Here is a 24,969-nt window from a genome sequence, read left to right as displayed (position 1 = left end):
ATTACCCGCTGATTTGGGTAATAGAAAACATAAATACAATCAGTGATTTTAACTGGTTGGATATAAAGGATAATTTATGAAAAGACCACTAATCGCTTTAACCGTTACGTTGATGCTAGCCGGTTGTTCCACCCTGAAAACCGATCAGGCTATTCCACTGCTGCAGGCGGAAACCGCTAAAATGCTGGGGCTGGGCTCGTCGGACGAAATAACGGTGACCAACGTGAATGGTGCCCAGCCGGATGCGTTGGGCGGCCAAAAACTTTCTTATCGCGCCACGACAGAAAAAGGGCGAATTTTCGATTGCTCATCAATGATGATGCCTGGAATTTTAGGATCTGCGCCGACGCTAAGCGCGCCGACCTGTACGCCGGTTGTCACGCATAAATAATTTCCTCAATACCAAAAGGCGTACAAATAATAACGCCTTTTAAATTTCCCGACACATTTGAGTTTCATATAAAAACGATTTTCCAGACATCATGCTAATGAGTACGGAGATAGCCCGTGAATAACTCTACATCGCATTTTTTAGCGGTTAAGACACCGCTTTCCAGACTTTACCTCGCTCTATTTTCCGCACCGCTGTTGATGCTCTCCCCTGCCGATTTCGCTCGCGCAGCGGATGCCATTTTTGACGGCGATGCGCGTGTTACCGAATCTTTAGGTTACACCGGCGATGTTTACGTCGGCCGTAACCAACGCGGGAACCTGCTGATCGATAATGGCAAAATCACTGCCTATAACATCAATATCGGTCGACTGTTCAACGGCCAAATTTATGAAAGCGTGGTCACGGTCCGCGGACCAAACGCTGAGCTGAACGCGGTTAACGATCAGTACATTCTGCGTGGTGGCCTGAATCTTGGCCTGGGCACCCTGCGAGTCGAAGACGGTGCGCTGGCCAGCGCGAAGGAGATCGTGGTCGGTACCACCCGTGGCTACGACAGCCACCTTATCGCTACGGGCGCCGGTTCACGCGTCGTCAGTAATTTTCTCAGCGTTGGCACTGACCTGGGTGCCCGCTCCACGCTGGCGATTGAAAACGGTGCGACGCTCAACACCACCTACGATGCCCGTATCGGCAATGGTTCCGGCCCAGATGAAACCGACAAGCTGAGCCCGAAAGCCACCGTCACGGGATCCGGTTCGCAATGGAATGTTGGCCGTACGCTCACGCTTTATGGCGATCTGGACGTGCTCAACGGCGGAGCGGTTAACGTGGGCAACATTCAGGTGGCGGGCGTCTCAGGCGCACGTAAAACCGCCGAGCTGGTTATCGCGGGCGAGGGCTCGCGTTTTACCAGTGCCAGCAGCGTTAGCGTTGGCGATTACGGCAATGGCGTACTGTCGGTCATGGACGGCGGTGCATTTTCCGCAGGCAGTAACGAGCTGGTAGTGGGGATGACGGGTTCTGGCTCGAACCGGGGCGCGCTGATAATCGGCAGCCGCGGCAATATGGACTCCGGCACCGGTTTAACGGAGCCGACGCTCGGCGCGGCGGGCGGCGCGGGCACTCTTGATGCGAAGACGGCAATCAGCCTTCGGGGTGGGTTATTCGGCAGCTATGTCTACTTCAACCATACCGACGGAAATTACGTTTTCAGCAACAAGATGAGCGGCGAAGGTGAAGTGATCAATACCTCCGGCCAGACCACGCTGAACGGCGATCTTTCAGGACTCAAGGCGAACGTGACCGCGCGCGGTGGAAAAGTCATTATTGCCAGCAATATCAACACCCAACCCGAAGACGATATTTTTGATGTGCAGACGCTTAGCGCCGAGAACGGCGGCACGCTGATCCTCAACGCGACGGCGGGATCGGAGGTCAGTAACGGACAAGGTTACAGCAGCGCCGCGTCGATCAAAGCCGGCGGCACGCTGGGCGGTGACGGCACGCTGGGCCAGACAGAGATCCTCTCCGGCGGCCATATCTCGCCCGGTGATGGTACTATCGGCACGCTGACGCTGAAACGCTACCTGAACTTTGTGGGTGAATCGTTCTATGACGTTGATATCGCCGGTGACGGCCGCAGCGATCAGTTACTGGTGTCTGGCAAAACGACCATCAGCGATCAGGCTAAAGTACAGGTTACCGCGCTGGATCCGCAGACCAGCTACAAAACGGGCCAAAGCTATCGCATTCTAACCTCCGAGGGGGGAATTGACGGCCAGTTCGCCGGGGCCATCTCCCAATCCGCCTTCCTGGACGTGGCACTGAAACAGAGCACCGACGCTGTCGATCTCACCATCGCGCAGAAAGAGACCGGCGGAGAGAATCCTGGGGGTGAAAACCCGGGTGGTGAGAATCCGGGCGGTGAGAACCCTGGGGGTGAAAATCCGGGTGGTGAAAACCCTGGCGGTGAGAATCCAGGCGGCGAGAATCCAGGAAGCGGTAAACCGGGTATTTTCCAGACGGTAGCCAACACCAGCAACCAGTGGAATACCGCCGGCGCGCTTTCCACGCTGACACAAAACGGCCCTTCCCTGGCGCTCTATAACTCTCTGCTGGTACTCAGCGCACCGCAAGCGCGCGAGGCGTTCAACCAGCTGTCAGGTGAAGTTTACCCGTCGGTACAGTCTAACCTGATCGCCGGCAGCACTCAGCTGTTCAACGTACTGAACCAGCGCATGCAGCGCGCGTTCGATAATGACAGTCTGCCGATACCGCCGTTAGCGATGTCGCTGGTACAACAGCCGGAGCAACAAAATAACGGCGTATGGGGCCAGACCTTCAGTTCCTGGAGCAGAACGCGCGACAACGGTAACGCAGGCAAGCTGGACGGCAACACCACCGGCTTCCTGCTGGGCGCGGATCGCAAGTTGGCTGACCATAACGTACGTGTCGGGGGGTACTTTGGTTATAGCCGTGGTGATTACGACGTTGATAGCCGCCATTCATCCACGGATACCGATAACTATCACCTTGGCCTGTATGCCGCAGGGCAACAGAATGCGTTCTCACTGCGCGGCGCGCTGGGTTACACCTGGCACAAGATTGAAGGCGAGCGCAACGTTGATTTCAGTGGTTTCTCGGACCGCCTGAAGTCAGATTACGACGCCAACTCGCTGCTGGCGTTTACCGAGGCGGGCTACCGTTTTGGCCAGCCGGCGATGAATGTTGAACCGTTTATCAACCTGTCCTGGATTCGACTGCATACCGACAGTTTCAGGGAAGATGGCGGTGCCGCCGCGCTGAGCGTGCGTAATGAAACGATGAACACCTTCTACTCCACGCTCGGGATGCGCGGTGTCACCGAGCTGCCGAAAAACGTTAACCTGTATGGTTCGTTGGGCTGGCAGCACGCCTACGGGGATAAAAACACCTCATCGCGGATGGCATTTGCCGGCAGTGACGCGTTCATCACCCAGGGCCAGGCCGTTGATGAGGACGTGATGGTGGGCGATATCGGCGTCAGCGTACAGCTGTCGCGCGCTGCGACGCTGGATGTCGGTTATCAGGGGCAACTCGGTCAAGACACCCGCATCAATTCGGTCAACGCTAACCTGCGCTGGTCGTTCTGATTACCCTTTTCAGCATTTATACAGACCCGCGTACTGCGGGTCTTTTTTTGTCCGTATTCTGTCCATCGCAAACTGATATCTGGTGAGGCTGACCTGTGCCCATTGGTTAACACACCAGGGTATTCGTCGTGTGCGTTTCGCCACGACAGCACACAATCGGATCTGTCGAATTACGTCAAAACACATATATGCTTAAATCAGAGAACATCAATTAATGAAAGACATATTTCCCGTCAACACATATCAGGAGGTCTGTTTGCGAATTGAAACAACTCGATTGTGCCTTCGCCCGGTAATGGCATCAGACGTAGCCGATCTTTTCAGAATTTATGGTGATCCGGCGACGAACACGTTTAACCCCGCAGGCCCCTACCCGGATATTGATCATGCAAAAACGGTTCTCAATCGCTGGCTCGCCCACTGGCAAACTCACAGCTTTGGTAGCTTCGCCATATCGCTTCTCGAATCCCCTGAAAAAATTATCGGATTTGGTGGTCTGAGCATCCGTAGCTATGGCGATAGTGTGATTAACAATCTTGGATATCGGTTATCGACAGATGCCTGGGGAAAAGGCCTGGCGACAGAATTTGCTACACGCGCGGTAAGGTATGGTTTTGATGATAGGAAACTCACCGAGATCTCAGCCGTTGTCAGAGCTAACCATCTGGCGTCACAGAACGTTCTTGAGAAAACGGGACTGAGATATGTCAGAGATATACATGATATTAAAGACGCACCGCCGAGCCTTTTGTATTCACTCACCTTAACGGAGTGGATGAACAAAACCAGGTAAACATCACCTTCTGTCGTTAAGGTGAAAAATACGCATACAGGCAAATGCCAGTGGGTTATGTTTTCACGTGAGCGTATATTAAAACGACAAACTCGTTGAGTATAAATTCATTTTAAGGCATGGAAGTTGAGGTCCTGGTGAGAAGACGTTATGTGATTGCAGATGTGTTTACTGATAAACCGTTTTGCGGTAATCCGGTAGCTGTCGTTCTGGATGCCGAGGGATTGACCACTGAGCAAATGCAGCTGCTCGCGTTAGAATTTGGCTACAGTGAAACGACGTTTGTTTTACCTCCTGAAGAACCATCACATACGGCTTGGGTACGGATTTTTACCCCGACGCGTGAAATACCTTTCGCTGGTCATCCCAATATTGGGACTGCTTTTGTCCTGGCGTATCAGGCTGAACTGAATGGCGAATCGCTACCTGAAACGCTGATATTCGAAGAAGCCGCCGGGCGGGTACCTGTCAGGATTATCAGAGAAAATGCAAAGGTCACGGGTGCAGAGCTTCTTGTTCCGCAAGCTTTATCCTGCCATTCAGAAGTCAGTCCGGAAAACGTGGCGGCCTGCCTCTCTCTTGAAGCCAGTGATATACGCACTGAAATGCATATGCCTGTCGTCGCCTCTGTTGGCCTGCCTTTTTTGATTGCCGAACTCGCGACCCGAAATGCGCTTCGCTGTTGCGTACCCAATTTGCAGGGTTTCCGGGCTATTTTGCCCCTCGACGGTGCGGTGTCCATTTACGCCTATACGCTGGAAACGGATCCTGAAGACCCGTGTGATTTGCAGGCCCGGATGTTTACGCCACGCATGACCGAAGATCCGGCAACAGGCAGCGCGACTGGCGCAGTAACAGCCCTGCTGGCCCAGCTTCGCAATAAAAAAGAGCTCTCTCTTCGCGTAAGCCAGGGCGTTGATATGGGGCGCGCCAGCATATTATTTTCAGGCTATGACGGCACTGCAGAAAGCCCGTCAGTTCGGGTAGGAGGAAAAAGCGTTATTGTCATGGAAGGCTCATTTACATTGCCCTGACAGCCGCGGGGAATGAGGTGCGGACGTCGCAATTTTTATCACACCCGGTGAAGATTGACTCAGAGCATAGTGTATAAATCAATCAATGGAGAGCTGGTCATGAATATTGAGAGTACGAGCCAGTACCTCTTCAGGCCTGGCTCCCATAGTCATGTATTTTCAGTCAATCGGCAGAATAATTTTTAACTAAAAATCATAGCTTCAACTACTTTATATCCGTCCAATTAAATTTCTTACCCGTTGTATCCTTAATTACAATCGGTTTTTGATAGTCCTGTAGCCACTTTTGCAAGCTAACGATATCATTTTCAACCCGATGTATTCCGAGCCATAATTCGGAAAGGGTATTCGCATCATCGGTAGACCATGGCGTATCGTAGTTTCCGATCAACTTATTCTTTCTTTCAACTTTAGGGCTATACCAAATGAAAGTTGGGACAGATAACGCTTCCCGGGGTGGATTAGCCCCCGCATGGTAATATACCACTGAACGTGAAGGATCGCGTATTAAGGCATGGTCAGAAAAGTAAAATACAGAAGAGCGTGTATTTGAAAGTTGGCTAAAAACTTTCCCCATAACATAATCCGTGAAGCGCACAGAGTTATCATAGCAATCATCATCTTTATTTCCATCTTTAAAGACGGAAGCATCTTTTGGGAAGCGCGCGCAGGCTGGTTCGTGGCTACCATATAGATGTAGCACAATTAATTTCTTACCAGATGTTTTCAGCGTTGATTCAAGTTCTGGGAGCAAAGAGTCATCGAACCCCTGCTCAATCCACTGATGGTGTTTGGTTTTCATAGCGATACCTGTAATCACATTATTATATGCGCCCCCTTTTCCCTGGTGGCTATACCAGTACGTATCGTACCCGGCTTTGTTCGCTATACTAATAATATTGTCACTGTACTTAGCGGGATCTGCTTCCTGTACTGAATCAGCAGTGAGCGCAAGTGGCACAGCCATAATGGTCACTGGCGCTGGGCTAATGGCATGCTGGAACAACAGAAGATTTTTCCTTTCTGCTTCCAGTTCAGGAGTCGTGCTTCGCTCATATCCATATATGCTCATATTTGCACTGCGCTCAGACTCCCCAATAATAATTACATAATTATCAATTCCGGTATCTGATAGTGATACTGAATAGTCAGGTGTATTATTATTAATACTGGAGGCAATACTCATATCAGAGATGGCTTGCATAAAGACTGTAGCCGTGCTCAGCGGAGTTGAATTGACAACACGTTGAGCAAGGCTATCAACATTGCTTTTTCGTAATTGATGCAGTATACCCTGTACAGTATAGCCAGTCAGCAAAAGCACGAATAATATTGCAGGGTATCGCCTATACTTTAACGGCAGGGTACTTGTGCTACAGTTAATAGTTAAAATAAATAAACACAGCAATCCCATAAAAATTGCACAACTTCTCCAATAAACGCCTAACATTGAAAATGCTTCGCTACCTGTAGTATTTATTACACTTAATGCAAAACCATAGTCAAATTTAGCATTGAAGTGACTCCAGGCATACATTTGAAGAGATAAATCAGCAGCGATTAATGTTAAGGCTATAAAGCCAATAAGGTTTTTTAATATTTTGCCATTAATGCAAAGAAGTGTTAATAACAGAAAGGCAAAAACTAAGGTGCGATTAATGACCAAATTATAACGCGCACCAATAAAATTAACAATAACAACAATGGATACTGAAATTATAAAAAACGCCACACTTAAAACAAATCTAAAATTATCATAACAAGTTTTTTTAAGAGTTAATAACATTTCATAGCACCTAAACCGGCTCGGTTTTTATCCGTTTCATTTAAATATAGAAAATAGTGTGATTCTTGTTTATTATATAATCAGCTGAGCTTGATTAATTAATGCAAATATGCTCCATAAGCTCAAAGCGTTCACAGAATCAGGACGCCTTGTTTAGCTTTCTTGAGGACTTTTAGAATATGAAACGCTGCGGGTGCCAGAGTCTATAGTATGCCGGCAATCTTCGGTACTACGAGGATTAGTAGATTTCGATTTTCATACTTCGCTCTTTATCATGCTCCCTACTCCACTCAATGCGTTGTACGTCCGCATAACAGCCTATGAGCAGGGATGCGGCCATGAGGCCATATGCAAATATTCCTCCGTTTCACAATATTGCCCTTTATGGGTTTGGTTGTGTTCATAATTTAAACCAGACAATATATTTCATAATTGTACCTTGCATTGAATTTAGAATAAGTCGAGAAAAATAATGTCCACTCCCGGCACAAAGCGGACCGAAATAAGAGCCGCAAGGTCTGCTATCAGCAAGGAATGAACATCAACAATTTTCGACCATAAACAAAAATGTACCCGAGCCCCTAAACCTCGCGTTTTTCTGCCCATTTCAGCATTGCATCGAGAGCCGGACACAGCGCCTGCCCCCACTCAGTGAGCCGATATTCGACTTTCGGTGGAACCTGGGGATATACCCTACGTGACACAATGCCGTCGGCCTCCAGCTGTCGCAGCTGTTGTGCCAGCATCTTCTGCGAAATTTCGGGGATCAGTTTTTCAAAATCAGAATAGCGTTGCACCTTTCCGTCGAAAAGATGAAACAGAATAATGAGTTTCCAGCGGCCTTCCAGCATTCGCAGAACTTGTTCCACGCCGCTTGCGGCGGTTTCAGGGCTATATAACTTACTCATAATTCAGTTGCTCACTTTTTTGTGCGTACTTGTCAATTTTACAGTCTATGTTAAAAATTCCCGTACTGTAAATAACGGGAGTAAGGGCCATGTCATTATCTCTACCGCAAGCTATTTCAACCTATTTTGCGATCGGCAATGGTGCCGATATTGCCAGCGTTAAGCGCTGTTTTACCCTCAATGCCGTCGTGTTCGACGAAGGTAAAACCCATCGGGGGCACGCGGCAATCGAAGCGTGGCAACGCGCGGCGCGGGCGGCCTTCGACTATAGCGTTCACCCCATTGAAGTTCTCACGCAAGGCGATCGGGTAATAGTCACCACGAACGTTGTCGGTAATTTTCCCGGTAGCCCCGTGATGCTTACACATACTTTCGGCCTCGCTGGCGACAAGATTGCGACTCTGGAGATAATCTGATGCTGATGGATCTTGATTTACAGGGCAGACGTGTTCTGGTTACCGCAGGGACCAAAGGGATCGGCAAAGCAGTTGTCCGCCTTTTAAAACAGCAAGGGGCAACGGTGCTAACCACCGCGCGTCACGAGCCCGCAGAATCTACCGCAGACGCTTTCGTGGCGGCGGATCTGACCACCATCCAGGGATGTAATTTAGTCGTGGACGCCGTTCAGAAATACCTGGGCGGCGTCGATATCATCATCCACGTAGCAGGCGGTTCTACCGCTCCCGGCGGTGGGTTTGCAGCCCTTGGGGAAGAGGAATGGCAACAGGAGCTCAATCTTAATCTGTTGCCTGCGGTACGCTTAGATCGCGCGTTGTTGCCTGGGATGCTGGCGCAACAGGATGGGGTGATCATCCACGTCACCTCTATTCAGCGTGAACTGCCGTTACCGGAATCGACCACCGGATATGCGGCGGCCAAAGCGGCACTGTCGGCGTACAGCAAAAGCCTGTCGAAAGAAGTGTCCCCTAAGGGGATTCGGGTGGTGCGTGTGGCGCCTGGCTGGGTAGAAACCGAAGCATCGGTCGCGATGGCGGAACGACTTGCTCAGCAGGCAGGAACGGACTACGAGGGCGGTAAGCAGATCATCATGAATGCACTCGGTGGAATTCCGCTGGGCCGTCCCTCAAAGCCCATCGAAGTGGCGAACCTCATCGTCTTCCTCGCGTCATCCTGTGCTGCCACTATTACCGGTACGGAATATGTGATCGATGGCGGTACTGTCCCGACGGTATAATTTTATATCTGAAACAGTGCATTATTTTGAGCCTTAACGTTTCCTCACGACAAACGAGTGGCCAGGCGTAACGGCCGCTTAGGGCATAAAGCGGCCTGATATAAGAGCCGCAAGGTCTGACTTGAGGCATAGATGAAGGCAAAAAGTCGCGTGGCGTTGAGTCCATAATGAAACGAAAGCAGCAGTGAATGCCGCCGGGAATGGGTTTCAGCGTCAGCTCATGCTACGGAGCAGAACGCTACGCGCAACTTCAGGCCCGCGTAGAACAAAGGGCAGACGACCTCTTTGCAGACACTCAACATGTTGTGTCCAGCAATAAGCGATTACCTACCCTACTGAGACGCTTCAGCCAGTAATGCAGCCTGTACAGCAGGTCGGGCATTTATTTTTTCCATGTACGCCGGTAGCGCTGGCCAGCGTTCCAGTCGGATTGAGAAGAATTTACACCAACCCAGCACAGTAAAAAGGTAGGCATCCGCTACGCTGAAGGATGAGCCAGTCAGATAAGTGTTTTCGTTGAGCCTCGCCTGGAGTAAATCGAACTGTCGGAAGAGCTTATCTTGAAAAATCGCTTTGATGTCCTCGGGCAGTGCGGGGTTGAACAGCGGTGCCGAGCCAGCGTGTATTTCACTAGTGATAAAGTTAAGCCATTCCTGCAGACGTACCCGATCCCAACTGTTCGCGCGCGGTGCCAGGCCATATTCTGGTTTAAGATCGGCGAGGTACTGCACAATGGCTGGCCCCTCAGTGAGTATCTGCCCATTATCCAATTCAAGTGCAGCGACATAACCTTTAGGGTTAATGGCGCGGAAGTCGCGACCATCAGCAGTGAGCTTGCTTTTGTTGTTAACCTTCACCAGTTCAAATTCAATTTCCAGTTCGCGCAGCACAATGTGCGGTGATAACGAACAGGTATCCGGGGCGTAATAGAGTTTCATGTTGTCTCCGTTAAATGTGTAAAGCCATCGAGAAATTCGAAGCAATTCTGAACTCACTGTATTTGACGCGTATTTCGCTGTAAAATTAATGATATAGAATCTAACTATTAGCTGAGCTACTGATAATCATGATGAATCTTTTACACTGGCGCCTGCTGGTGGCCGTCGCCGATGCCGGCAACATCTCGCGCGCCGCAGAAGAGATAGGAATGACTCAGTCAGGAGCCAGCCAGGCCATCGCCCAGCTCGAAGCTTCGCTTGGATTCCCGGTATTTACGCGTGAGCGACGGTATATCGGTATTACCGCGCTGGGTGAGCAGGTTATTGAAAATGCACGAAACATGCTTTCGCAGCTGAATGCCATCCGCATACTGGCTGATAAAAGCCGAGACTTACACCGGGGGCGCATTCGCCTGGCCAGTTTTCCCTCAGTGACATCCACATTGTTGCCAGGGCTTCTTCGCGACGTTAAGCGCCTGCATCCGGGTATTGAAATCGTTGTCCTGGAAGGATCGGACGAGGAAGTCGAGGAGTGGCTTGCCGCCGATACCGTAGAACTTGGGGTGGTCATGAATCCCGGTCCCGGGCGTGCAGAGGTTATATTAGGACAGGATGCCTGGGTCGCGGTAATACCAGCTAAACATCAGCTGGCACATCATGCCAGGGCTTATGGCATAACGCTAAAGGTGCTGGCAGACCAGCCCTTTATTCTGGCGACAGGCGGATGTGTCGTTAATGGAAAAAGCCTGATGGAAATGGCTGGTTTGCAACTTTCCGATATACGCGTAACAGTACGCGACTGGATTAGCGCCTGTAAGCTAGTCGGGGAAGAGATGGGCGTCGCCCTTGTACCTGAATCAGCCCTGCCGGAGACGCTGCGCAACCTGTGCGTGGCGCCTTTGACGCCTGCTATACACCGGGAATTTGGGCTGGTTTGTTCGGCATCTGGAGCGTCTTCTGATGCAACGCAGACGCTACTTAATGCGCTACGTCAGCGAAGATGAGCCAGCTGGTGTTATTCAATGCAGCGCCTTGTTAAATGTCCGCTTCTGGCACGAAGCAGCCAAACTCACTGGAGTGGGCATTGAATGTATAAGGGAAAAAATTGCTGATTTTGCATTCAGGCCCTGTTAACTTGAATGACAATGAAAACACACTCTGTCCTATTCCATTCAATGATTATTATCACCTGTCTGACTCAGGTGGGATAACGTTCGCCATTTTCCCGCCGGTAAGGCGGGCCTTACCGGTAACAATCCCGTGAGGTAAATAATGGATATCGCTTCAGTAACAACGTCAGAAAAACCCACTTTGCACTTGTTATGTGGGAAAATTGCATCAGGCAAATCCACATTATCAGCAAAGTTAGGTGCATTACCCGGCACCATAATTGTCAGTGAAGATTATTGGCTGGCTGCCCTCTTTGCCAATGAAATGCAATCCATAGCTGATTATGTGCAGTATTCCTCAAGACTCAGAAACGCTATGAAGCCTCACCTGGTGTCGCTACTCAATGCGGGTTTATCCGTAGTTCTGGATTTTCCGGCAAACACACAAACCAATCGTGAATGGATGATGAGCATCATTAAAGAGTCAGGTGCCAGTAACAGGCTGCATTATTTGAAAGTTACTGATGAAGTATGTAAATCCCGCTTGCGCGCCCGTAATGAAGAAGGAATGCATGAATTTACAGCCTCAGATCAACAATTTGAAACCATAACGCGCTTTTTCGCAGAGCCAACGGCTGATGAAGGGTTTGATATTATTGAATACAGCTGAATTTACCTTTCTGCACAAAGCGGACCGGCATAAGAGCCGCAAGGTCCGCTGTGAGCGATAAGAGGACGTTGAGTTTCTAGTAAAACTGACATGAAAACGTCCAAAGTCCCTCTGGGGATTTGTGAAAGTAGCCGATACCATTGTCCGCCCACATCCAGTTTACTTTTTCTTCTGACCCCACTTGAAAGACAAAATCTTGAATCCCCACACCATGTTGTATCTCCATTGGATATCCTCCAACCTTGGTTCCCCTGTACCGGTTAAAACCATCATAGAATCTATTACTTGCATCCTCATCATCGTTTACGTCAGACAAGTCAATAATATCCCAAGCATCCTCCCATCCCGGAGCATCATCATTGACACTCACCCACCGAACCGGAAATGCTCGATATGGAGTGTTAATTGCAGGTAATAACTCAAGCCCATCAAGGGTGGCGTATTCTCGTATTAGCCACCCCTCGCCATGAGGTTTATCAAATGGATGGCTTTCCATATTATGATAAAGCACTAAGAGCGCGATCCCCTTCAGTTGTTCAGGAATCACGGGAAGCTCATCTACGCGAATCTGGAGAAGCGGAAACATCGGCTGCCCCTTCCAAACTGGCAACCCTTCACCTGGAAGAGCGACTCCTTTTAAAAACCAGGATGTAATTGGGTCTGCTGTAGGGCGGAAACCACCGACTTGTGCCACAGATGCAGTACGTAATTTGGATCTGAGTTCTTCTAAAACTAACGCACTCTTGGATTTCATAATTGCATCCTTGCGTATGCCCATACTCTTGGATTCTGAAATGGAGGAGTTTTTATTATATATCGTAATTATTACCCAACAGACCTAAATATTTCTGTGCTTCCTCTTCAGAATAGTAACGGAGGTCCGCTCCTGACACAGAGCGGACGCACATTCCCACCCGTGAACATCAATGGCATATCTCATGCGACAACATTGCCCTTCCCTTGCCAACAACCAAACCGCTAACCCTACAGTCAGCGCTGGTGGAAGACTCGACACGCTCTGAAGCGCGCTATAGCGTTATCGTCTCCCTGCATGTACCGGAAGACCGATGTCGATCTGCTGACGCCGGTACAGAGTAAAGTGGATGCGCTCATCGCCAGTCAGATCGAAATTACGTCCTGAAAAAAGTGATGCATTTTCATTCGGCTCTCTCACCGGGAATGCGTCGCCACAGGTTTAATCACCACTGCTCCCGTATCACCTTTTTCACCTGGTAGAACACCCGCTGGCAGACTGACCAGAACGTTGACCCTACGGACGATGAGCGGGATACAGGTTTGTCCTTCTGGATTGGCCTCTCATCGCCGGAGATGCTCTCTTGTTCACCGACGGCGGGCACTGCAGTGCTCTCCGTCGCGACAGGCGGAACCTCAAGCTCCAGCGAAAGCTGATTCTCAGCAGGGATGTTGTCGCCCTCTGCTGCTGTCTCATCCTCGAGTGTAATCCCCTGCGTTTCGAGCCACGAGATATCCAGTTGCCAGGCATGACGAGAGCGTTCCCGCCACACGTCAAAGGCCTCATCCATATTGTCAAATGCGCCCTGAAGGGACCGCCCGTTGACGAGAGCCAGATGAGCCACCACTTCGTTCTTTTTACCCCAGAGCTCGCTGAACCCCATGTGTTTGACTTCATGGCATGAAAGGCATAACGCGATGAGCCCGGTGAGGGTCGACACTGCCTGTCATCGTCGTAATGCCAGATTTCATTGCACTCCACAGGCCATCGTGGTCCCTTTCCACCGCAGATCTGGCATTTCCACCCTGCTGTTCTGGCCGTTTGTTGGCGTAACCGTTTCCAGTCCGATGAAGATACCGCACTACCTATGAAGAGATTGTATTGTCAAAATGGCGGTCATCTTCTGACCGATGACGAAAAGGAGATTTAATGTCTTGTATCAACCTTAGTTGCCCCATTTCTCGTTAACTTTCTGAATTTTTGGATAAAAACCATATGAAATAGGGCTGTGCTAAAAAAAACAATTTCTTCCGTAGAGGTCGACGTTAAGAAACGAGAAAACCTGAATCAAGATACAGGTTTACCTGATTACTGCCTCCACTATGGATAAATAACTGTGTGTATGAATAATGTTACTGATTTTCAGGTCTGCGCCATCCAGCATTTTCCCCAGCGCCTGTTCTGTACGGGCCTGCCCGCCGTCAAAGCTTGCCAGAAGAAGCATGTCAATTTCATACCGGCCATCCTCATTATCTTTATCCTTTATAACGGGTTCTATAATTAATAATTTCGAATCAGCTCGCATGGCCCGACGACAACTCGACAGGATCTGGCAGGCCTTTTCATCTGACCAGTCCATGAGGATATACTTCAGCATATAGATATCTGCAGTAGGGCATTTTTCAAAAAAACTACCTGAGACCGTGTCCCAACGGGTATCGTCCTTGAGCTGATGAAGCACGTTTTTACTCAGAATATCTGACTGATCGAACAAAATACCACGCAATGAGCTGTCCTTACGTAACACCCGTAAAAGCAGATTTCCATATCCTCCAGCAATGTCCGCGACCGTTGCTCCGTGCGGGAAATCATAGGCGTCAGCAATAATTTCGTTTTCCACTGTCGACATCGATGACATACCAGCATGAAAATCATACTCACCACGGGAGTGCTTTTCCTTAGTCCAGTAGTCATAGAACGGCATCCCGAAAAGACTGCTAAAGACATCTTCCCCCTTAAGCGCCCTGTCAAGATGACCTGCGGGCTCCCAGAATGTTTTATCCGTGAGCATCAGTATCGCTGACCGCAATGAATGGCTGTGGTCCTTACAGAGAAAGTGGGCCGCAGGGGTAAGGGAAAAATAACCTTCCGGGAATTCCTTAAACACAGCGCCGGAGGCAAGGATCCGCATTACCCGCAGAAGTGCCTGGGCGTCAAGTTTCAGCATATCGGCCAGTTCATCGCATGATTTAGGCCCACTGGTAAGATGTTCGGCCACGCCCAGTAACGTGACAGACCGGAGTGCAGCAGCCCACATAAAACTCATGCTTTTCTCAAGCAAATATATACCATGATCACAATCCTGCGCTGAAAATATATGTTTGTCAGTCATATTAGCTCCTGAAGGATTAAAAAATGTGAATTTCTTATTTACAGCTACCGGGTACAGTTAAACCTTTATTACTTCATATGTAACGCCCCCTCCCAGAAAACAGGAGTAACATTTAAGTTACATAAGACAGACTCCTGTAAATAAAACCGGACATTAAGTCACCGTTTTTTAATGCTGGTAACTAATACCGTTAAAGATCATGCGTTTTTCAATTCATTTCCGGGTGTGGCCTGTAAATATTGTTATATATATCTGAATGCGAAATTAACGGTTGTTTACGGCGAAAGCCAATCTTCAGCATCCTTAATGTCTCTCGCTGACCAGCGCAGTATGTACCCGGTATTCCGCGCCAAAAAAGCCGCGAATTACAGGTCGCCAGTATCATGCCTGACGAAATCTTGTTTCCGGCACGCGCTGTATCTTTCGTGATGAGGTGAACAGCATCCCGGTCCCGAATGGCTCCGCTTTATTCTCCGTACTGATGTCCGCTGCCGCCTGGTTTCAGGGAACAGCGGCATCAGGACGGCCGCAGAATATCAGTCAGAGCCTGTCTGTCGGGACCGTTCTTCTGCGTTCCCCGATCTGGACGCGCTATAAATCCCTTTTTCAGGGAGACAGATATAAAACGCAAGAAAGAAAATTTATCCGGTTGTGTTCCCTGAACTGAAAAGCGTAAAATTTAACGGTTGCGAATACGAAAGGAGTCGACGATGTCCGGTGAACTGTTTATTCATAATTCAGTGGGATAATTTTCATGATCTTCGCTATTCCTGTCCTGGGGGTTATCACCTGCCGGGGAGTGAACTTCCGGAATATTCGGTACCGTTTTACTGAGCACCTGCTGGGTTTTGCTTTATGGTCAGGAATTATACTTCTTGGCACAGGTTATTTGTATGACGGAATTGCTGATTTGCACATCAGATACCTCTCACGAACGGCGGTGAATTTATTCGGTATCACGCTGATCGCTCTTTTGTTCCTGAGAAAACTGTTTCTGGTTATTGATTATTTTGAAATCCGCCAGATTAATAAAGGACATGATGTGACAGACTCGCGGGTTATCACCCGGGTGCTGAAGATAACCGTTACTCTGATAGCCATGCTGATTTTTGGTCAGCATTTCGGAATGAGTTTCTCCGGCCTGCTCGCCTTTGGTGGTATCGGTGGGATTGCCGTCGGGATGGCAGGTAAGGACATACTGAGTAATTTTTTTGCCGGCATCATGCTCTATTTTGACCGACCATTTAACATTGGTGACTGGATCCGTTCACCGGACCGGAATATTGAGGGTGTCGTGGCTGAAATTGGGTGGCGCTTAACCAAAGTAATGACGTTTGAAAACCGGCCAATGTATATACCCAACTCCGTTTTTGCTGATATCACGGTCGAGAATCCGGGGCGAATGCTGAACCGGCGCATCGAGACCACGGTTGGTTTACGTTATGAGGATGCTGAGAAAATTGCCGATATCGTGAATGATATTCACACGTTTCTGGCTCAAGACCCGGATATCGATCAAAGTCAGACACTGCTGGTCAACTTTAATAATTTTGGCGATTCTTCGCTGAATATTATGGTGTACTGCTTCACGTATACAACGGTATGGAGCGAGTGGCTGGCGGTGCAGCAAAAAGTGTTTATGAAAATCATCAGTATCGTCCATAGCAGGAATGCTGACTTTGCGTTCCCGAGTTCAACCGTTTATCTCCCACAATAACACCGGATCGTATTCACAGGTTAAATCGTCTTTCGTCGCTGGCCACCTCGCTGCACGACTCCATAAAGTCAGGATCAGCGTTTTCACGCTGCGCGAACGAACTCCGGGTCAGCCGGACGGGGCACAGGATGATGCTTTCCGACTCTGACGATCTCCGTCGCGCTCCACCCACTGAAATCCAGATCGAGGGGCAGATGGATCGCACGGATGTTCAGGGTGAAAATGATGTGGGTAGATTCGCCGTCAGGATGACTTATCAGATGAGAGCAACAATTCGCTTATTTTAAGCGTCCATTGCAACAATCTTTCTTCTCCTTTCCCGAGATCTGGAAGGCCAAGTCAGATCTCAAGATCACAGCCGGGTTGCGTTGGCTGAAATGCAGAAGATGGTTCTCCTGGCTTTCACATCAGCGATCGTCAGGCAAAAGACCTTAACCTCTCTTCTGCTTCTAAGATCCGAAAAATACCAATGTCGGATCCGGGCTGTCTAATCGTATGGAAGGCTGAGGGAAATACGGCAGGAAGGAGTTCAAGGCAAAAGGCAGGTGGGAACGGAAAGTCCGCTTTGAGCGAAAAGCGGACCTTACGCATCCCTGCTAACATTGGCTCTGAGCATTAGAAATTAAACTTAGCGATTTACTGTGAATTCCCGACCGCCTTCGGAGCCAGTTTGATTCAGCGTAACTTTTGAATTACCGATCCTAATTAATCTGTCCATTGTTGCCATAGTGGTGAAAAAATGAAATTTGAAACCGGATTTATGGCCATGTATCACGATCTTGTTCCCCACACAATAATCGTATGAGGCCTTTATGCTGATAGCGCAGGTTTCAGACATTCACGCCTCACCCGAGAATGATCATCTGTTTCGGTTCGACCAGATATTAAATTGGCTTACGCATCTGCAACCGGACGTACTGGTACTTACAGGTGATCTAACGGATGGGTATTGGCAGGAAGGTTATGTACAGATAGCTGACCGCCTGAATCAGCAAAATTACCCTTCGTATATCCTGCCGGGTAACTCAGACGACCGCAGTCTGATGCGTTCTGTTTGGGATGAAAATAGATGGGCGCACGATGCCCAAGGAGAAGCCCTGCACTTAATTCATAATACCGGTGGCATTCGCCTGATTGGTCTGGATTCGACGGTTAATTATAAGGATTACGGCAGTGTGACTGACCATCTGGAATGGTTGGATAATCAATTTAGCGACGCAGACAGCCCTCCTTCATTGCTGTTTTTGCACCATCATGTATTTGCATCTGGCATACCAACGCTAGACGAAACTATGTGCAGAGGTCTAACTGAGATGGAAGATTTGATAAGACGCTCCCCGACCAGACTACTCGCCATTTCTACAGGCCATGTCCATAGACCAATAGCTGGTACATTTGCGGACATACCTGCCTACATTTGTGGCTCCGTCTGCCCGGCTAATCCTGTCTGGTTTGGAACAGTAAACGCTCCTCCTGCAAATGACCCGCCAGCGTTGATGATTCACCGCTACGTCAGTAACTCTCTTACCAGTCATCACGTTTGCGTTTAACTGGCATTCAGAAAATGCATAGACCTCATAGAAAACGACCTGACCCCCAGTGATTAATACATAATGGTTGCGAAGGAGAAATGCCTGCTTTTGGCACAGAGCGGGCGAACTCACCGAGCATAAAGTCCGCTGTGAGCGAAGAGCGGCCGTCCCATCCAGCGTAAGAACGTAAAAAAAAACCGCCGTGAGGCGGTTTAGCTGTCTTGTCAGGAAGTTGCGCTTGCGAGTCGCGCTGCAAATCCAATGAAGAACATACCTACCAGCGCGTTTCCAATGGTTGATAACCTACGGTTGCCTTTCAGACGGCTGAGCAGATAAGAGCCGCAGAAAACAAGGAAACCGAAATAAACGAGAGTAATTGCGAACATTACTGCAGCAAGAATGATAAACGCCATCCAGGAGTGTTCAGCCTGAACATTGATGAACTGGGCGAAGAAAGAGATATAGAACAGCAGCGTCTTTGGATTCAGTAGAGTAACCAGCATTCCGCGCCCGATGATCTCCTTAGCATCAGCTGAAGATTTATTTTCCTGACTCGTTTCGAGAGCTGGCTTAAAGATAGCGCGTATCGTCTGGACACCGAGATAGAAAAGATAGGCAGCACCTGCGTATTTGATGGCGTTAAACAAGGCAGGAGTTGAGCTTATAACCGCGGCCAGCCCACACCATGCCAGCAGAACCAGAAGTACGTCACTCATGAGAATGGAAAATATTGCAGCAAAGCCTCGTTTGATGCCGCTCGTAATGCTTGTTTTAATCACGAACATGGTCTCAGGGCCGGGGGCAAGGACTATCAGTGTCGCACCAAGTAGATACGTCCAGAAATTCACGATACCAAAATCAGCAAACATTTTTACTCCAGCTCTATCGTTTTCAACGAGGCTATTCTAACGTAACCGGTCATAATGAAAACACATCATGGCTACTTTCAATTCAGCCTACGTCCGCTGCTGGCATAAAGCGGCCAAACTAACGGAGCAGAAGGTCCGCTATGAATGAGAAGCGGACCTTCCATAATGATATGGTTTTCAACGGGGAGTATCTTTGCCTGAATGCTTCAGTTGGCACGACGGGCAAGCTTATCTATTGATGGGCCTGAAATCCGATGATAGTTAACGCTCCTGATAATCTGAGCACCGAGAGACTCATAAAACGTCTGCGCCAGTGGGTCTGCTGTCACAGATAACCAGTCGAGCTGAAAGCACCCGCGTTCTATAGCACGACTGGCTATAAAACTCATCAGCCCTCTCCCAATTCCAGCCCTTCTGAAAGGTGCAGAGACAAAAAGCTCTTTGATAAACATTTGCCCACTAAATCGCGGAGAGGGGTACATTACTGATACACATGAGAACGCAGCGATAACTCCATCACAAACCACTTTGTGAACTTCGGTACCGGAGTCGGCTGCAAAGATCTTATCCCTCAGATACACGGACATATCACGCCTGGACAGGCAAAGCGTCTGGTTATAGTAGGTTTCCATTTCGATAAAAATATCAGCCAAATCATCATATTCGTCTGGTCTGCAGATGGAGATGTTCATGTATGGCCCTTGAGCAAAATATAATGATTTATCATAGCGTAAGGAAAACCGAAGTGAGGGAGCTATCTCAACAAAGAGCGCTGCAGCGCTTCCCTCCTCAGAGCACTGATGTTTGCCGCTAGCGGTACACAGCGGCTGGATGCAACTGTGAGCAAAAAACGGAAGTGACCTAAATTTATCATGGTCATGAGATTCAGTCTGAAGCAAGGTGAAGAATGTCCGATAAATCGATGTGCGAGATAGCGTTCTTCGTTAATCACACCATGAGGTGCTTTCTGATGATATGGTTATACCCTCACCGTCCCTAAAGAGAGAACACTAATGATTGTAAGGACCTGGCATGGATGTGTTCCGCTTGAACATGCGGAAGGTTTTGCAAAACACCTTGAAAAAACAGGGGTAGAGCATTCCAGGAGCATATCGGGGAACAAAGGCGCGTTCGTTCGCAGAGAAACGCAGGGAAGTTGGGAGCATTTCTTTCTGGCAACTTACTGGCAGGATCTGCAGTCAGTGAAGGCATTTGCTGGAGAAAACTATCATGTGGCGGTCACTTACCCGGATGATGAAGAATTTAAGCTACTTTCTGACCCTTACGTTTTCCAGCATGTTGTTGAGGCAATTTCACCCCTTTAATGTCAACTTCCGGATATCCTGTCGGTATCCCTGAATTGTCATAACCCCCATATTGACTCAACGCATCCACTTAGGGCACAGAGCAGCCTGTTTCATCTGGTATCAACGCTGCTCTGTGCGAAGACTGTTCTGTTTAACATCCCCCCGATTTAGACCCTATCACTCAGGTCTTCGCGGGTTGGACCTTGAAAGTAGAGGCTAGTTATATGGCAACTACGCGGTTGAACCAACACAAAACGAATCGCTTCCCAGACCGATCGCCCGTTCAAGAGTCGCTCTCCCATTCTGCATTGGCTATCGACACTCGAATCTAACCCTGTAAGTTCGAAATCAGGAGGGTACAGTCCGGTAACCCGTATATTTTCTTCGGACAATTGCTGTGCGAGTTTTGTTGTAAATCCGCTGAGCCCATGTTTGCTGGCGAAAAAAGCGGGGTGCGCAATTGAATCCGTGAAATTCGGGATCCCGCAGGAAGAGATAATTGAGACGATATCAGCACTGTCTGAACGTCTTAACCCAGGCAACAGAGCCTGCGTCAGAAGAATCGACGCTGTCAGGCCGGAACTGACGGTATTAATAATGTCGGTATCAGGCTGGTCGTCTAACGTTCCTGACAACCATTGGGCAGCATTGAGAATTAAAATATCTATGGGCTTGTCTGAAGTTAATAGCTGTGAAGAAAACGCAGAAAGGGATTCAGGCCGGGTTAAATCACAGATATACCCTTTTGCCATACCGTCTTCAGCAGTGATAAGACTGCAGGTTTGTTGAATATCATCAGCCCGCCGCGCGCAAAATTCTACCTCAACGCCTTCCCGCGCCAGCCATACGCACAGCGCCTGACCAAATCCCCTGCCCCCACCCGTAATAACCGCTCTTTTGCCTCTCAGCATCTCCATACGTCCTTTCATTAATGGGTATGTTTATGGAGATATAGCATGAGGAGAGGGAGTGACATCTTTCCGTGAGTGCTATTTTAGATGCGGTCATGGCGTCTGCGATGCGCGATAAACGCCCCCTGCAATGAATACCTCAGAGTTCAGACCATCATGACCACAATACTTAGCGTTCAAGCGCAGTAAGGATTGCGGCTTCCATTTTCTCGGGGGTGGTGATCGGCGCAAAACGCTTGAGCGGTTTACCGTCGCGTCCGATCAGAAACTTGGTGAAGTTCCACTTGATTCGTCCCCCCAGCACGCCGGGCAATTCGTTTTTCAGATAGCGAAACACCGGATGCGCTGCGGCTCCGTTGACCTCGATTTTCTCAAATATCGGGAAGCTCACACCGTAATGAATGTGACAGGTCCTGGCGATGTCGTCGGCATCGCCGGGCTCCTGTTTACCGAACTGGTTGCAGGGGAACCCAAGCACCACCAGCCCCTGAGCGGCGTATTTCTTATAAAGCGCCTCAAGGCCGCCGTATTGTGGCGTGAAGCCACATTGGCTGGCGGTATTCACGACCAACACCACCTTGCCAGCGAAGTCGAGCATAGCGACAGGCTGTCCATCCAGACGGGTGGCTGTCAGTTGATAAAACGTGGTCATAGCGGGATCCTCAACGCAGAACCTGTTCGACGCCAACATTACCACGTCGCGCACAGCTGCGGGGAATGGAATGTGGGAAGTCGATTCTGTTTCTGGTTGCGCGGCAGGTCAGGAAACTTACCCTAAATAATAGCGAAGTATAAAGGCAAACATCACGCCGCAGATCACCGTCACCGGCATTGAAAAGCGCATTGCAACAACCAACGTTAACCCTAACGCGATCAGATCTGCGGGATTTCCGGAGGCAAAAAAAGGCGCAATGAAAGCCAGCATGACACAACCGGGAGAGGATTTAAGTACCGTCATCGCCCTGGGCGTAAGCACCCGGTTTCGTAATATAAGATAAGCGGTCACACGCGTTGCATACGTGGTGAGTGCCATTAATACGATGGCGATGAAGGTCTGATAATCAGGCATCCTCTCCCCCTAAAAATGCGGCAACGGCTAATCCTGCTAAAGGGCCAGCAATGACGTACCACAGGCCGGCAATAAAATGACATACCGCCACGGAGACGGCCAGACTGATTATCCAGGGCACGGCTTTACGAATGCCATTCCACATGCCTCTGACCAGCACAAGAAAGACCGCCGGAAAGGCCATATCAAAACCATACTGGTGAACATCGCCCAGCACTGGGCCAATTAACGCGCCGAGTGCGGTACAGAAAACCCACATCGTATAGAAAGATAAAGAGACCGCCATATAATATGGCATGCTGAACAGCGGCGCCGTTTTGTTATTTCTGGAATGCGCGTCATTATAACTGAGTGCCCAACTCTCATCCGTCATAAAAAAAAGCGCAGGTAAGACCTTTCGTTTTGGAAAACGAGAAAGTAAGGGAACCAGCGTCGCCCCCATTAAAATATGACGACTGTTTACCAGTAATGTTACGGCCATAATAAGTAAAAAAGGTGGCGGCGACGTCCAGATTTGTATGGCGGCAAATTCAGACCCGCCGGCAAAATTTAATCCTGTCATCAAGGGAACGTCGAGAGGCGTGAGCCCCTTATGGCTTGCCTGCGCACCCAACACCAGCGCAAATGGGATCACGCCCAGTAATACGGGTAACCCATCTTTCAGGCCACGAAGAATTTCTTTTTTCTTCGTTTCACTCTTATCCAGTAATGGTCTGGCAGAACTGACATCCACACGTTGTTCACTCATGCGTTTCGCTCATTTCGTCTATTTCAAATACTGGCGCCAGAATAAAAGATGTGACACTATCAGTAAATATAAATAGTGTCACATTACACTTATGGTAATCTCATGCGCGAACGTTCTCCGTGGCAACCCCATCTTGCAGAAGGCAATTCATCCCCTACCGATCGGCTGGTCCAGGCGTTGTCAGACGATATTCTTTCAGGCCTGCTGAGGCTCGGCGCGCGCCTTCCGGCGCATCGTGAACTGGCAGATACGCTCGGTATCGCGGTGGGTACTGTAACGAAAGCCTATGGGATCCTGGAGAGACGGGGTCTGGTGCGAAGCGTTAAGGGCAGCGGAATGTTTGTCGCGCTGGCCAATTCCAGAAGCCGAACCTTTATCGACCTGTCGCAAAACACCCCGCCGGCAGCACTGACCTCCCGGTCACTGAGTAAGACACTCACCACCCTCGCCCGGCGTCCTGACATGGATATGTTTAACACTTACGCCCCGGCAACGGGCCATGATGAACACCGGCGGCTTCTTGCGCAGTGGTTCAGTCGTCTGGGTGTCCCGGCCGATTACCAGCATCTCATCTTAACGAACGGTGCTCAGCATGCGCTCTCTGTAGCGTTGTCTACGGTCTGTGAACCTTTTGGCCGACTGTACGTTGAGGCCCAGACCTATTCAGGGCTGATTCAGCTGTCGCATTTACTGAAGCTCACATTAGTGGGGATCCCGATGGATGACGAAGGCATGGATGTCTCTGTTCTGGAAAAGACCCTCGATGAAAATGCGGAAAAAGGCGGTGCTGTCTATGTCACGCCGCTCTTACAAAGTCCGTCCACACGCATTATGAGCCTGGCCCGCCGTCAGGAACTGGTTCGGGTTTGTCGGGAAAGGGGCATAAAGATTATTGAGGATGATGTTTATCGGCTGATGAGCACGACAGAATTGCCACAGATTGCCAAAATAGCCCCCGATATCACCTTATATGTGAATAGCTTATCTAAGATCCTTAATCCAGCATTGCGGATTGGCGGGCTACTGGTACCGGAGGCGCTGTATTCACGAGCAGAATCCATGCTGAGGGCAACGGCGATGATGGTCTCTCCGCTAAGCAGCTCCATCATGGAGCAATGGCTGATTGATGGCACAGCAGAAACCGTCACCCTCGCAATTGAACACGAAACCCGGCGTCGTTACCAACTCGCTATCGACATTTTAGGAGAGCACGTTTATCGCTCGGGGCTGCCCAGCTTTCATCTCTGGTTACCGTTTTCACGCGATGATGCGCACTCTTTCTACAATGCAGCGCTGGCGACAGGCATCAAAGTGACAGCACCGGCCTCGACTGAAGTGGGTCAACAGTCGGATCAGTACGGCGTCAGGTTATGTATTGGCGGAACGGAGTTCAGCCAGTTAAAGCAAGCACTCTTGAAACTCAACGAGATTGCCGGGCAACTCAAACAGAAACCAGACCCGTTCCCGCTTTTTAATGTATGAATGACAGGATAGGTCTGACTCCTGTTTCTTCTGACGAGGGTAATGTCATTCCCTTTATGTGCTCAAAAAATCAGCGGCGATTCGATCAGCATTTTTTCATAATATTTTTATCAGTCGCCATGATGAAATAGACAATGCTTATACAATCGGTAAAGCGTATGGATGGGTCTTATGCTGCCATTCGACGCGAAGCGTAAACGCTTTTTTACGGGCCAGGTCAGGCGTTGTCTGCTTCAAAAAAATTGCCGTATTTGTTATATTGTTACTTATTGATTATTCACCTCTGCGGT

The 24,969-nt window shown here is 49.2% G+C and carries 24 protein-coding genes; 12 read left to right on the top strand and 12 right to left on the bottom strand.

The annotated features are described in order from the left end of the window. Positions 1-76 precede the first annotated feature (76 nt). The 4 genes from AC2FAP_RS00210 to AC2FAP_RS00195 all read left to right on the top strand — a co-directional run bounded on the left by AC2FAP_RS00210 (position 77) and on the right by AC2FAP_RS00195 (position 5,352). Positions 77-391: a lipoprotein gene (locus AC2FAP_RS00210; RefSeq protein WP_014169014.1), complete on the top strand. Its 315-nt coding sequence runs from the start codon at positions 77-79 to the stop codon at positions 389-391. A 116-nt stretch (positions 392-507) separates the two neighbouring features. Then, the gene (locus AC2FAP_RS00205) at positions 508-3,525 is read left to right on the top strand and encodes an autotransporter outer membrane beta-barrel domain-containing protein (RefSeq protein ID WP_449541420.1); all 3,018 of its coding nucleotides are present in this window, start codon (positions 508-510) and stop codon (positions 3,523-3,525) included. A gap of 256 nt (positions 3,526-3,781) precedes the next feature. Beyond that, entirely contained in the window at positions 3,782-4,318 is a 537-nt protein-coding gene (locus AC2FAP_RS00200; RefSeq protein WP_079231312.1) for a GNAT family N-acetyltransferase, read from the top strand. Positions 4,319-4,455: 137 nt separating this feature from the next. After that, positions 4,456-5,352: a PhzF family phenazine biosynthesis protein gene (locus AC2FAP_RS00195; RefSeq protein ID WP_044857927.1), complete on the top strand. Its 897-nt coding sequence runs from the start codon at positions 4,456-4,458 to the stop codon at positions 5,350-5,352. A 205-nt stretch (positions 5,353-5,557) separates the two neighbouring features. Here AC2FAP_RS00195 and AC2FAP_RS00190 read toward each other — a convergent pair whose 3' ends face one another. Together AC2FAP_RS00190 and AC2FAP_RS00185 are read right to left on the bottom strand one after the other, a co-directional pair. Beyond that, a complete protein-coding gene (locus AC2FAP_RS00190; protein ID WP_449541421.1) occupies positions 5,558-7,138 on the bottom strand; it encodes a phosphoethanolamine transferase in 1,581 nt (526 codons plus the stop codon). 581 nt (positions 7,139-7,719) lie between these two features. After that, entirely contained in the window at positions 7,720-8,046 is a 327-nt protein-coding gene (locus AC2FAP_RS00185) for a winged helix-turn-helix transcriptional regulator (protein ID WP_014169010.1), read from the bottom strand. Positions 8,047-8,135: 89 nt separating this feature from the next. Here AC2FAP_RS00185 and AC2FAP_RS00180 point away from each other — a divergent pair, with 89 nt between their 5' ends. Continuing rightward, entirely contained in the window at positions 8,136-8,462 is a 327-nt protein-coding gene (locus tag AC2FAP_RS00180; protein WP_307372191.1) for a nuclear transport factor 2 family protein, read from the top strand. Beyond that, on the top strand, positions 8,462-9,241 hold the full coding sequence (locus tag AC2FAP_RS00175) for an SDR family oxidoreductase (RefSeq protein ID WP_149376900.1): 780 nt from the start codon (positions 8,462-8,464) through the stop codon (positions 9,239-9,241). The genes AC2FAP_RS00180 and AC2FAP_RS00175 overlap by 1 nt, the downstream gene beginning before the upstream one ends. A gap of 332 nt (positions 9,242-9,573) precedes the next feature. Here AC2FAP_RS00175 and gstA read toward each other — a convergent pair whose 3' ends face one another. Further along, the gene (gene gstA / locus AC2FAP_RS00170) at positions 9,574-10,179 is read right to left on the bottom strand and encodes a glutathione transferase GstA (RefSeq protein WP_449541422.1); all 606 of its coding nucleotides are present in this window, start codon (positions 10,177-10,179) and stop codon (positions 9,574-9,576) included. A gap of 128 nt (positions 10,180-10,307) precedes the next feature. On the opposite strand from gstA, the gene AC2FAP_RS00165 reads away from it, so the two are divergent. Both AC2FAP_RS00165 and AC2FAP_RS00160 read left to right on the top strand, forming a co-directional pair. Then, complete coding sequence (locus AC2FAP_RS00165; RefSeq protein ID WP_149376898.1) at positions 10,308-11,183, top strand: LysR family transcriptional regulator; 876 nt, start codon at positions 10,308-10,310, stop codon at positions 11,181-11,183. A gap of 268 nt (positions 11,184-11,451) precedes the next feature. Further along, complete coding sequence (locus AC2FAP_RS00160; RefSeq protein WP_449541423.1) at positions 11,452-11,958, top strand: P-loop nucleotide/nucleoside kinase family protein; 507 nt, start codon at positions 11,452-11,454, stop codon at positions 11,956-11,958. A 76-nt stretch (positions 11,959-12,034) separates the two neighbouring features. Here AC2FAP_RS00160 and AC2FAP_RS00155 read toward each other — a convergent pair whose 3' ends face one another. The 3 genes from AC2FAP_RS00155 to AC2FAP_RS00145 all read right to left on the bottom strand — a co-directional run bounded on the left by AC2FAP_RS00155 (position 12,035) and on the right by AC2FAP_RS00145 (position 15,044). Beyond that, positions 12,035-12,712 carry a DUF1963 domain-containing protein gene (locus AC2FAP_RS00155; protein ID WP_032677601.1) on the bottom strand — a complete coding sequence of 226 codons (678 nt, stop codon included), beginning with the start codon at positions 12,710-12,712 and terminating at the stop codon, positions 12,035-12,037. A gap of 445 nt (positions 12,713-13,157) precedes the next feature. Beyond that, the gene (locus tag AC2FAP_RS00150) at positions 13,158-13,595 is read right to left on the bottom strand and encodes a hypothetical protein (protein ID WP_231106635.1); all 438 of its coding nucleotides are present in this window, start codon (positions 13,593-13,595) and stop codon (positions 13,158-13,160) included. A gap of 417 nt (positions 13,596-14,012) precedes the next feature. Continuing rightward, the gene (locus AC2FAP_RS00145; protein WP_014169001.1) at positions 14,013-15,044 is read right to left on the bottom strand and encodes a methyltransferase; all 1,032 of its coding nucleotides are present in this window, start codon (positions 15,042-15,044) and stop codon (positions 14,013-14,015) included. Between the two features lie 754 nt (positions 15,045-15,798). Between AC2FAP_RS00145 and AC2FAP_RS00140 the strand changes: the two genes are divergently transcribed. Both AC2FAP_RS00140 and AC2FAP_RS00135 read left to right on the top strand, forming a co-directional pair. Next, positions 15,799-16,761 (top strand): mechanosensitive ion channel family protein, encoded by a 963-nt coding sequence (locus tag AC2FAP_RS00140; protein ID WP_449541424.1) that lies wholly within the window; start codon positions 15,799-15,801, stop codon positions 16,759-16,761. Between the two features lie 812 nt (positions 16,762-17,573). Next, positions 17,574-18,311 (top strand): metallophosphoesterase, encoded by a 738-nt coding sequence (locus AC2FAP_RS00135; protein WP_025204744.1) that lies wholly within the window; start codon positions 17,574-17,576, stop codon positions 18,309-18,311. 206 nt (positions 18,312-18,517) lie between these two features. Here the strand turns inward: AC2FAP_RS00135 and leuE are convergent, their stop codons facing one another. Together leuE and AC2FAP_RS00125 are read right to left on the bottom strand one after the other, a co-directional pair. Continuing rightward, positions 18,518-19,162: a leucine efflux protein LeuE gene (leuE, locus tag AC2FAP_RS00130; RefSeq protein WP_014168997.1), complete on the bottom strand. Its 645-nt coding sequence runs from the start codon at positions 19,160-19,162 to the stop codon at positions 18,518-18,520. A gap of 206 nt (positions 19,163-19,368) precedes the next feature. Beyond that, the gene (locus tag AC2FAP_RS00125; protein ID WP_047955183.1) at positions 19,369-19,854 is read right to left on the bottom strand and encodes a GNAT family N-acetyltransferase; all 486 of its coding nucleotides are present in this window, start codon (positions 19,852-19,854) and stop codon (positions 19,369-19,371) included. A gap of 321 nt (positions 19,855-20,175) precedes the next feature. Between AC2FAP_RS00125 and AC2FAP_RS00120 the strand changes: the two genes are divergently transcribed. Further along, positions 20,176-20,487, top strand: coding sequence for a hypothetical protein (locus AC2FAP_RS00120; RefSeq protein WP_025204747.1), 312 nt, complete (start codon positions 20,176-20,178; stop codon positions 20,485-20,487). A gap of 149 nt (positions 20,488-20,636) precedes the next feature. Here the strand turns inward: AC2FAP_RS00120 and AC2FAP_RS00115 are convergent, their stop codons facing one another. The 4 genes from AC2FAP_RS00115 to AC2FAP_RS00100 all read right to left on the bottom strand — a co-directional run bounded on the left by AC2FAP_RS00115 (position 20,637) and on the right by AC2FAP_RS00100 (position 23,197). Next, positions 20,637-21,380 carry an SDR family oxidoreductase gene (locus tag AC2FAP_RS00115; protein ID WP_449541425.1) on the bottom strand — a complete coding sequence of 248 codons (744 nt, stop codon included), beginning with the start codon at positions 21,378-21,380 and terminating at the stop codon, positions 20,637-20,639. A gap of 169 nt (positions 21,381-21,549) precedes the next feature. Next, positions 21,550-22,032, bottom strand: a complete 483-nt coding sequence (locus AC2FAP_RS00110; protein ID WP_032677599.1) for a glutathione peroxidase — start codon at positions 22,030-22,032, stop codon at positions 21,550-21,552. 117 nt (positions 22,033-22,149) lie between these two features. Next, positions 22,150-22,449, bottom strand: a complete 300-nt coding sequence (locus AC2FAP_RS00105; protein WP_032677598.1) for an AzlD family protein — start codon at positions 22,447-22,449, stop codon at positions 22,150-22,152. Further along, positions 22,442-23,197: an AzlC family ABC transporter permease gene (locus AC2FAP_RS00100; RefSeq protein ID WP_449541426.1), complete on the bottom strand. Its 756-nt coding sequence runs from the start codon at positions 23,195-23,197 to the stop codon at positions 22,442-22,444. The genes AC2FAP_RS00105 and AC2FAP_RS00100 overlap by 8 nt, the downstream gene beginning before the upstream one ends. Before the next feature lie 102 nt (positions 23,198-23,299). Here AC2FAP_RS00100 and AC2FAP_RS00095 point away from each other — a divergent pair, with 102 nt between their 5' ends. Then, on the top strand, positions 23,300-24,679 hold the full coding sequence (locus AC2FAP_RS00095) for an aminotransferase-like domain-containing protein (RefSeq protein ID WP_032681493.1): 1,380 nt from the start codon (positions 23,300-23,302) through the stop codon (positions 24,677-24,679). The last annotated feature ends 290 nt before the right edge of the window (positions 24,680-24,969 follow it).

This window comes from Enterobacter cloacae complex sp. 394I7, assembly GCF_057320345.1.
The sequence above is the reverse complement of the archived record's forward strand: the minus strand, read 5'-3'. Positions and strand labels throughout refer to the sequence as shown.

Coding starts and splice junctions, on each gene's coding strand:
- AC2FAP_RS00210 (WP_014169014.1), top strand. CDS start 77: ATGAAAAGACCACTAATCGCTTTAACCGTTACGTTGATGCTAGCCGGT.
- AC2FAP_RS00180 (WP_307372191.1), top strand. CDS start 8,136: ATGTCATTATCTCTACCGCAAGCTATTTCAACCTATTTTGCGATCGGC.
- AC2FAP_RS00095 (WP_032681493.1), top strand. CDS start 23,300: ATGCGCGAACGTTCTCCGTGGCAACCCCATCTTGCAGAAGGCAATTCA.
- AC2FAP_RS00110 (WP_032677599.1), bottom strand. CDS start 22,032: ATGACCACGTTTTATCAACTGACAGCCACCCGTCTGGATGGACAGCCT.
- AC2FAP_RS00175 (WP_149376900.1), top strand. CDS start 8,462: ATGCTGATGGATCTTGATTTACAGGGCAGACGTGTTCTGGTTACCGCA.
- AC2FAP_RS00190 (WP_449541421.1), bottom strand. CDS start 7,138: ATGTTATTAACTCTTAAAAAAACTTGTTATGATAATTTTAGATTTGTT.
- AC2FAP_RS00135 (WP_025204744.1), top strand. CDS start 17,574: ATGCTGATAGCGCAGGTTTCAGACATTCACGCCTCACCCGAGAATGAT.
- AC2FAP_RS00185 (WP_014169010.1), bottom strand. CDS start 8,046: ATGAGTAAGTTATATAGCCCTGAAACCGCCGCAAGCGGCGTGGAACAA.
- AC2FAP_RS00160 (WP_449541423.1), top strand. CDS start 11,452: ATGGATATCGCTTCAGTAACAACGTCAGAAAAACCCACTTTGCACTTG.
- AC2FAP_RS00125 (WP_047955183.1), bottom strand. CDS start 19,854: ATGAACATCTCCATCTGCAGACCAGACGAATATGATGATTTGGCTGAT.
- AC2FAP_RS00155 (WP_032677601.1), bottom strand. CDS start 12,712: ATGAAATCCAAGAGTGCGTTAGTTTTAGAAGAACTCAGATCCAAATTA.
- AC2FAP_RS00165 (WP_149376898.1), top strand. CDS start 10,308: ATGATGAATCTTTTACACTGGCGCCTGCTGGTGGCCGTCGCCGATGCC.
- AC2FAP_RS00105 (WP_032677598.1), bottom strand. CDS start 22,449: ATGCCTGATTATCAGACCTTCATCGCCATCGTATTAATGGCACTCACC.
- AC2FAP_RS00100 (WP_449541426.1), bottom strand. CDS start 23,197: ATGAGTGAACAACGTGTGGATGTCAGTTCTGCCAGACCATTACTGGAT.
- AC2FAP_RS00150 (WP_231106635.1), bottom strand. CDS start 13,595: ATGGGGTTCAGCGAGCTCTGGGGTAAAAAGAACGAAGTGGTGGCTCAT.
- leuE (WP_014168997.1), bottom strand. CDS start 19,162: ATGTTTGCTGATTTTGGTATCGTGAATTTCTGGACGTATCTACTTGGT.
- AC2FAP_RS00145 (WP_014169001.1), bottom strand. CDS start 15,044: ATGACTGACAAACATATATTTTCAGCGCAGGATTGTGATCATGGTATA.
- gstA (WP_449541422.1), bottom strand. CDS start 10,179: ATGAAACTCTATTACGCCCCGGATACCTGTTCGTTATCACCGCACATT.
- AC2FAP_RS00115 (WP_449541425.1), bottom strand. CDS start 21,380: ATGCTGAGAGGCAAAAGAGCGGTTATTACGGGTGGGGGCAGGGGATTT.
- AC2FAP_RS00140 (WP_449541424.1), top strand. CDS start 15,799: ATGATCTTCGCTATTCCTGTCCTGGGGGTTATCACCTGCCGGGGAGTG.
- AC2FAP_RS00120 (WP_025204747.1), top strand. CDS start 20,176: ATGATTGTAAGGACCTGGCATGGATGTGTTCCGCTTGAACATGCGGAA.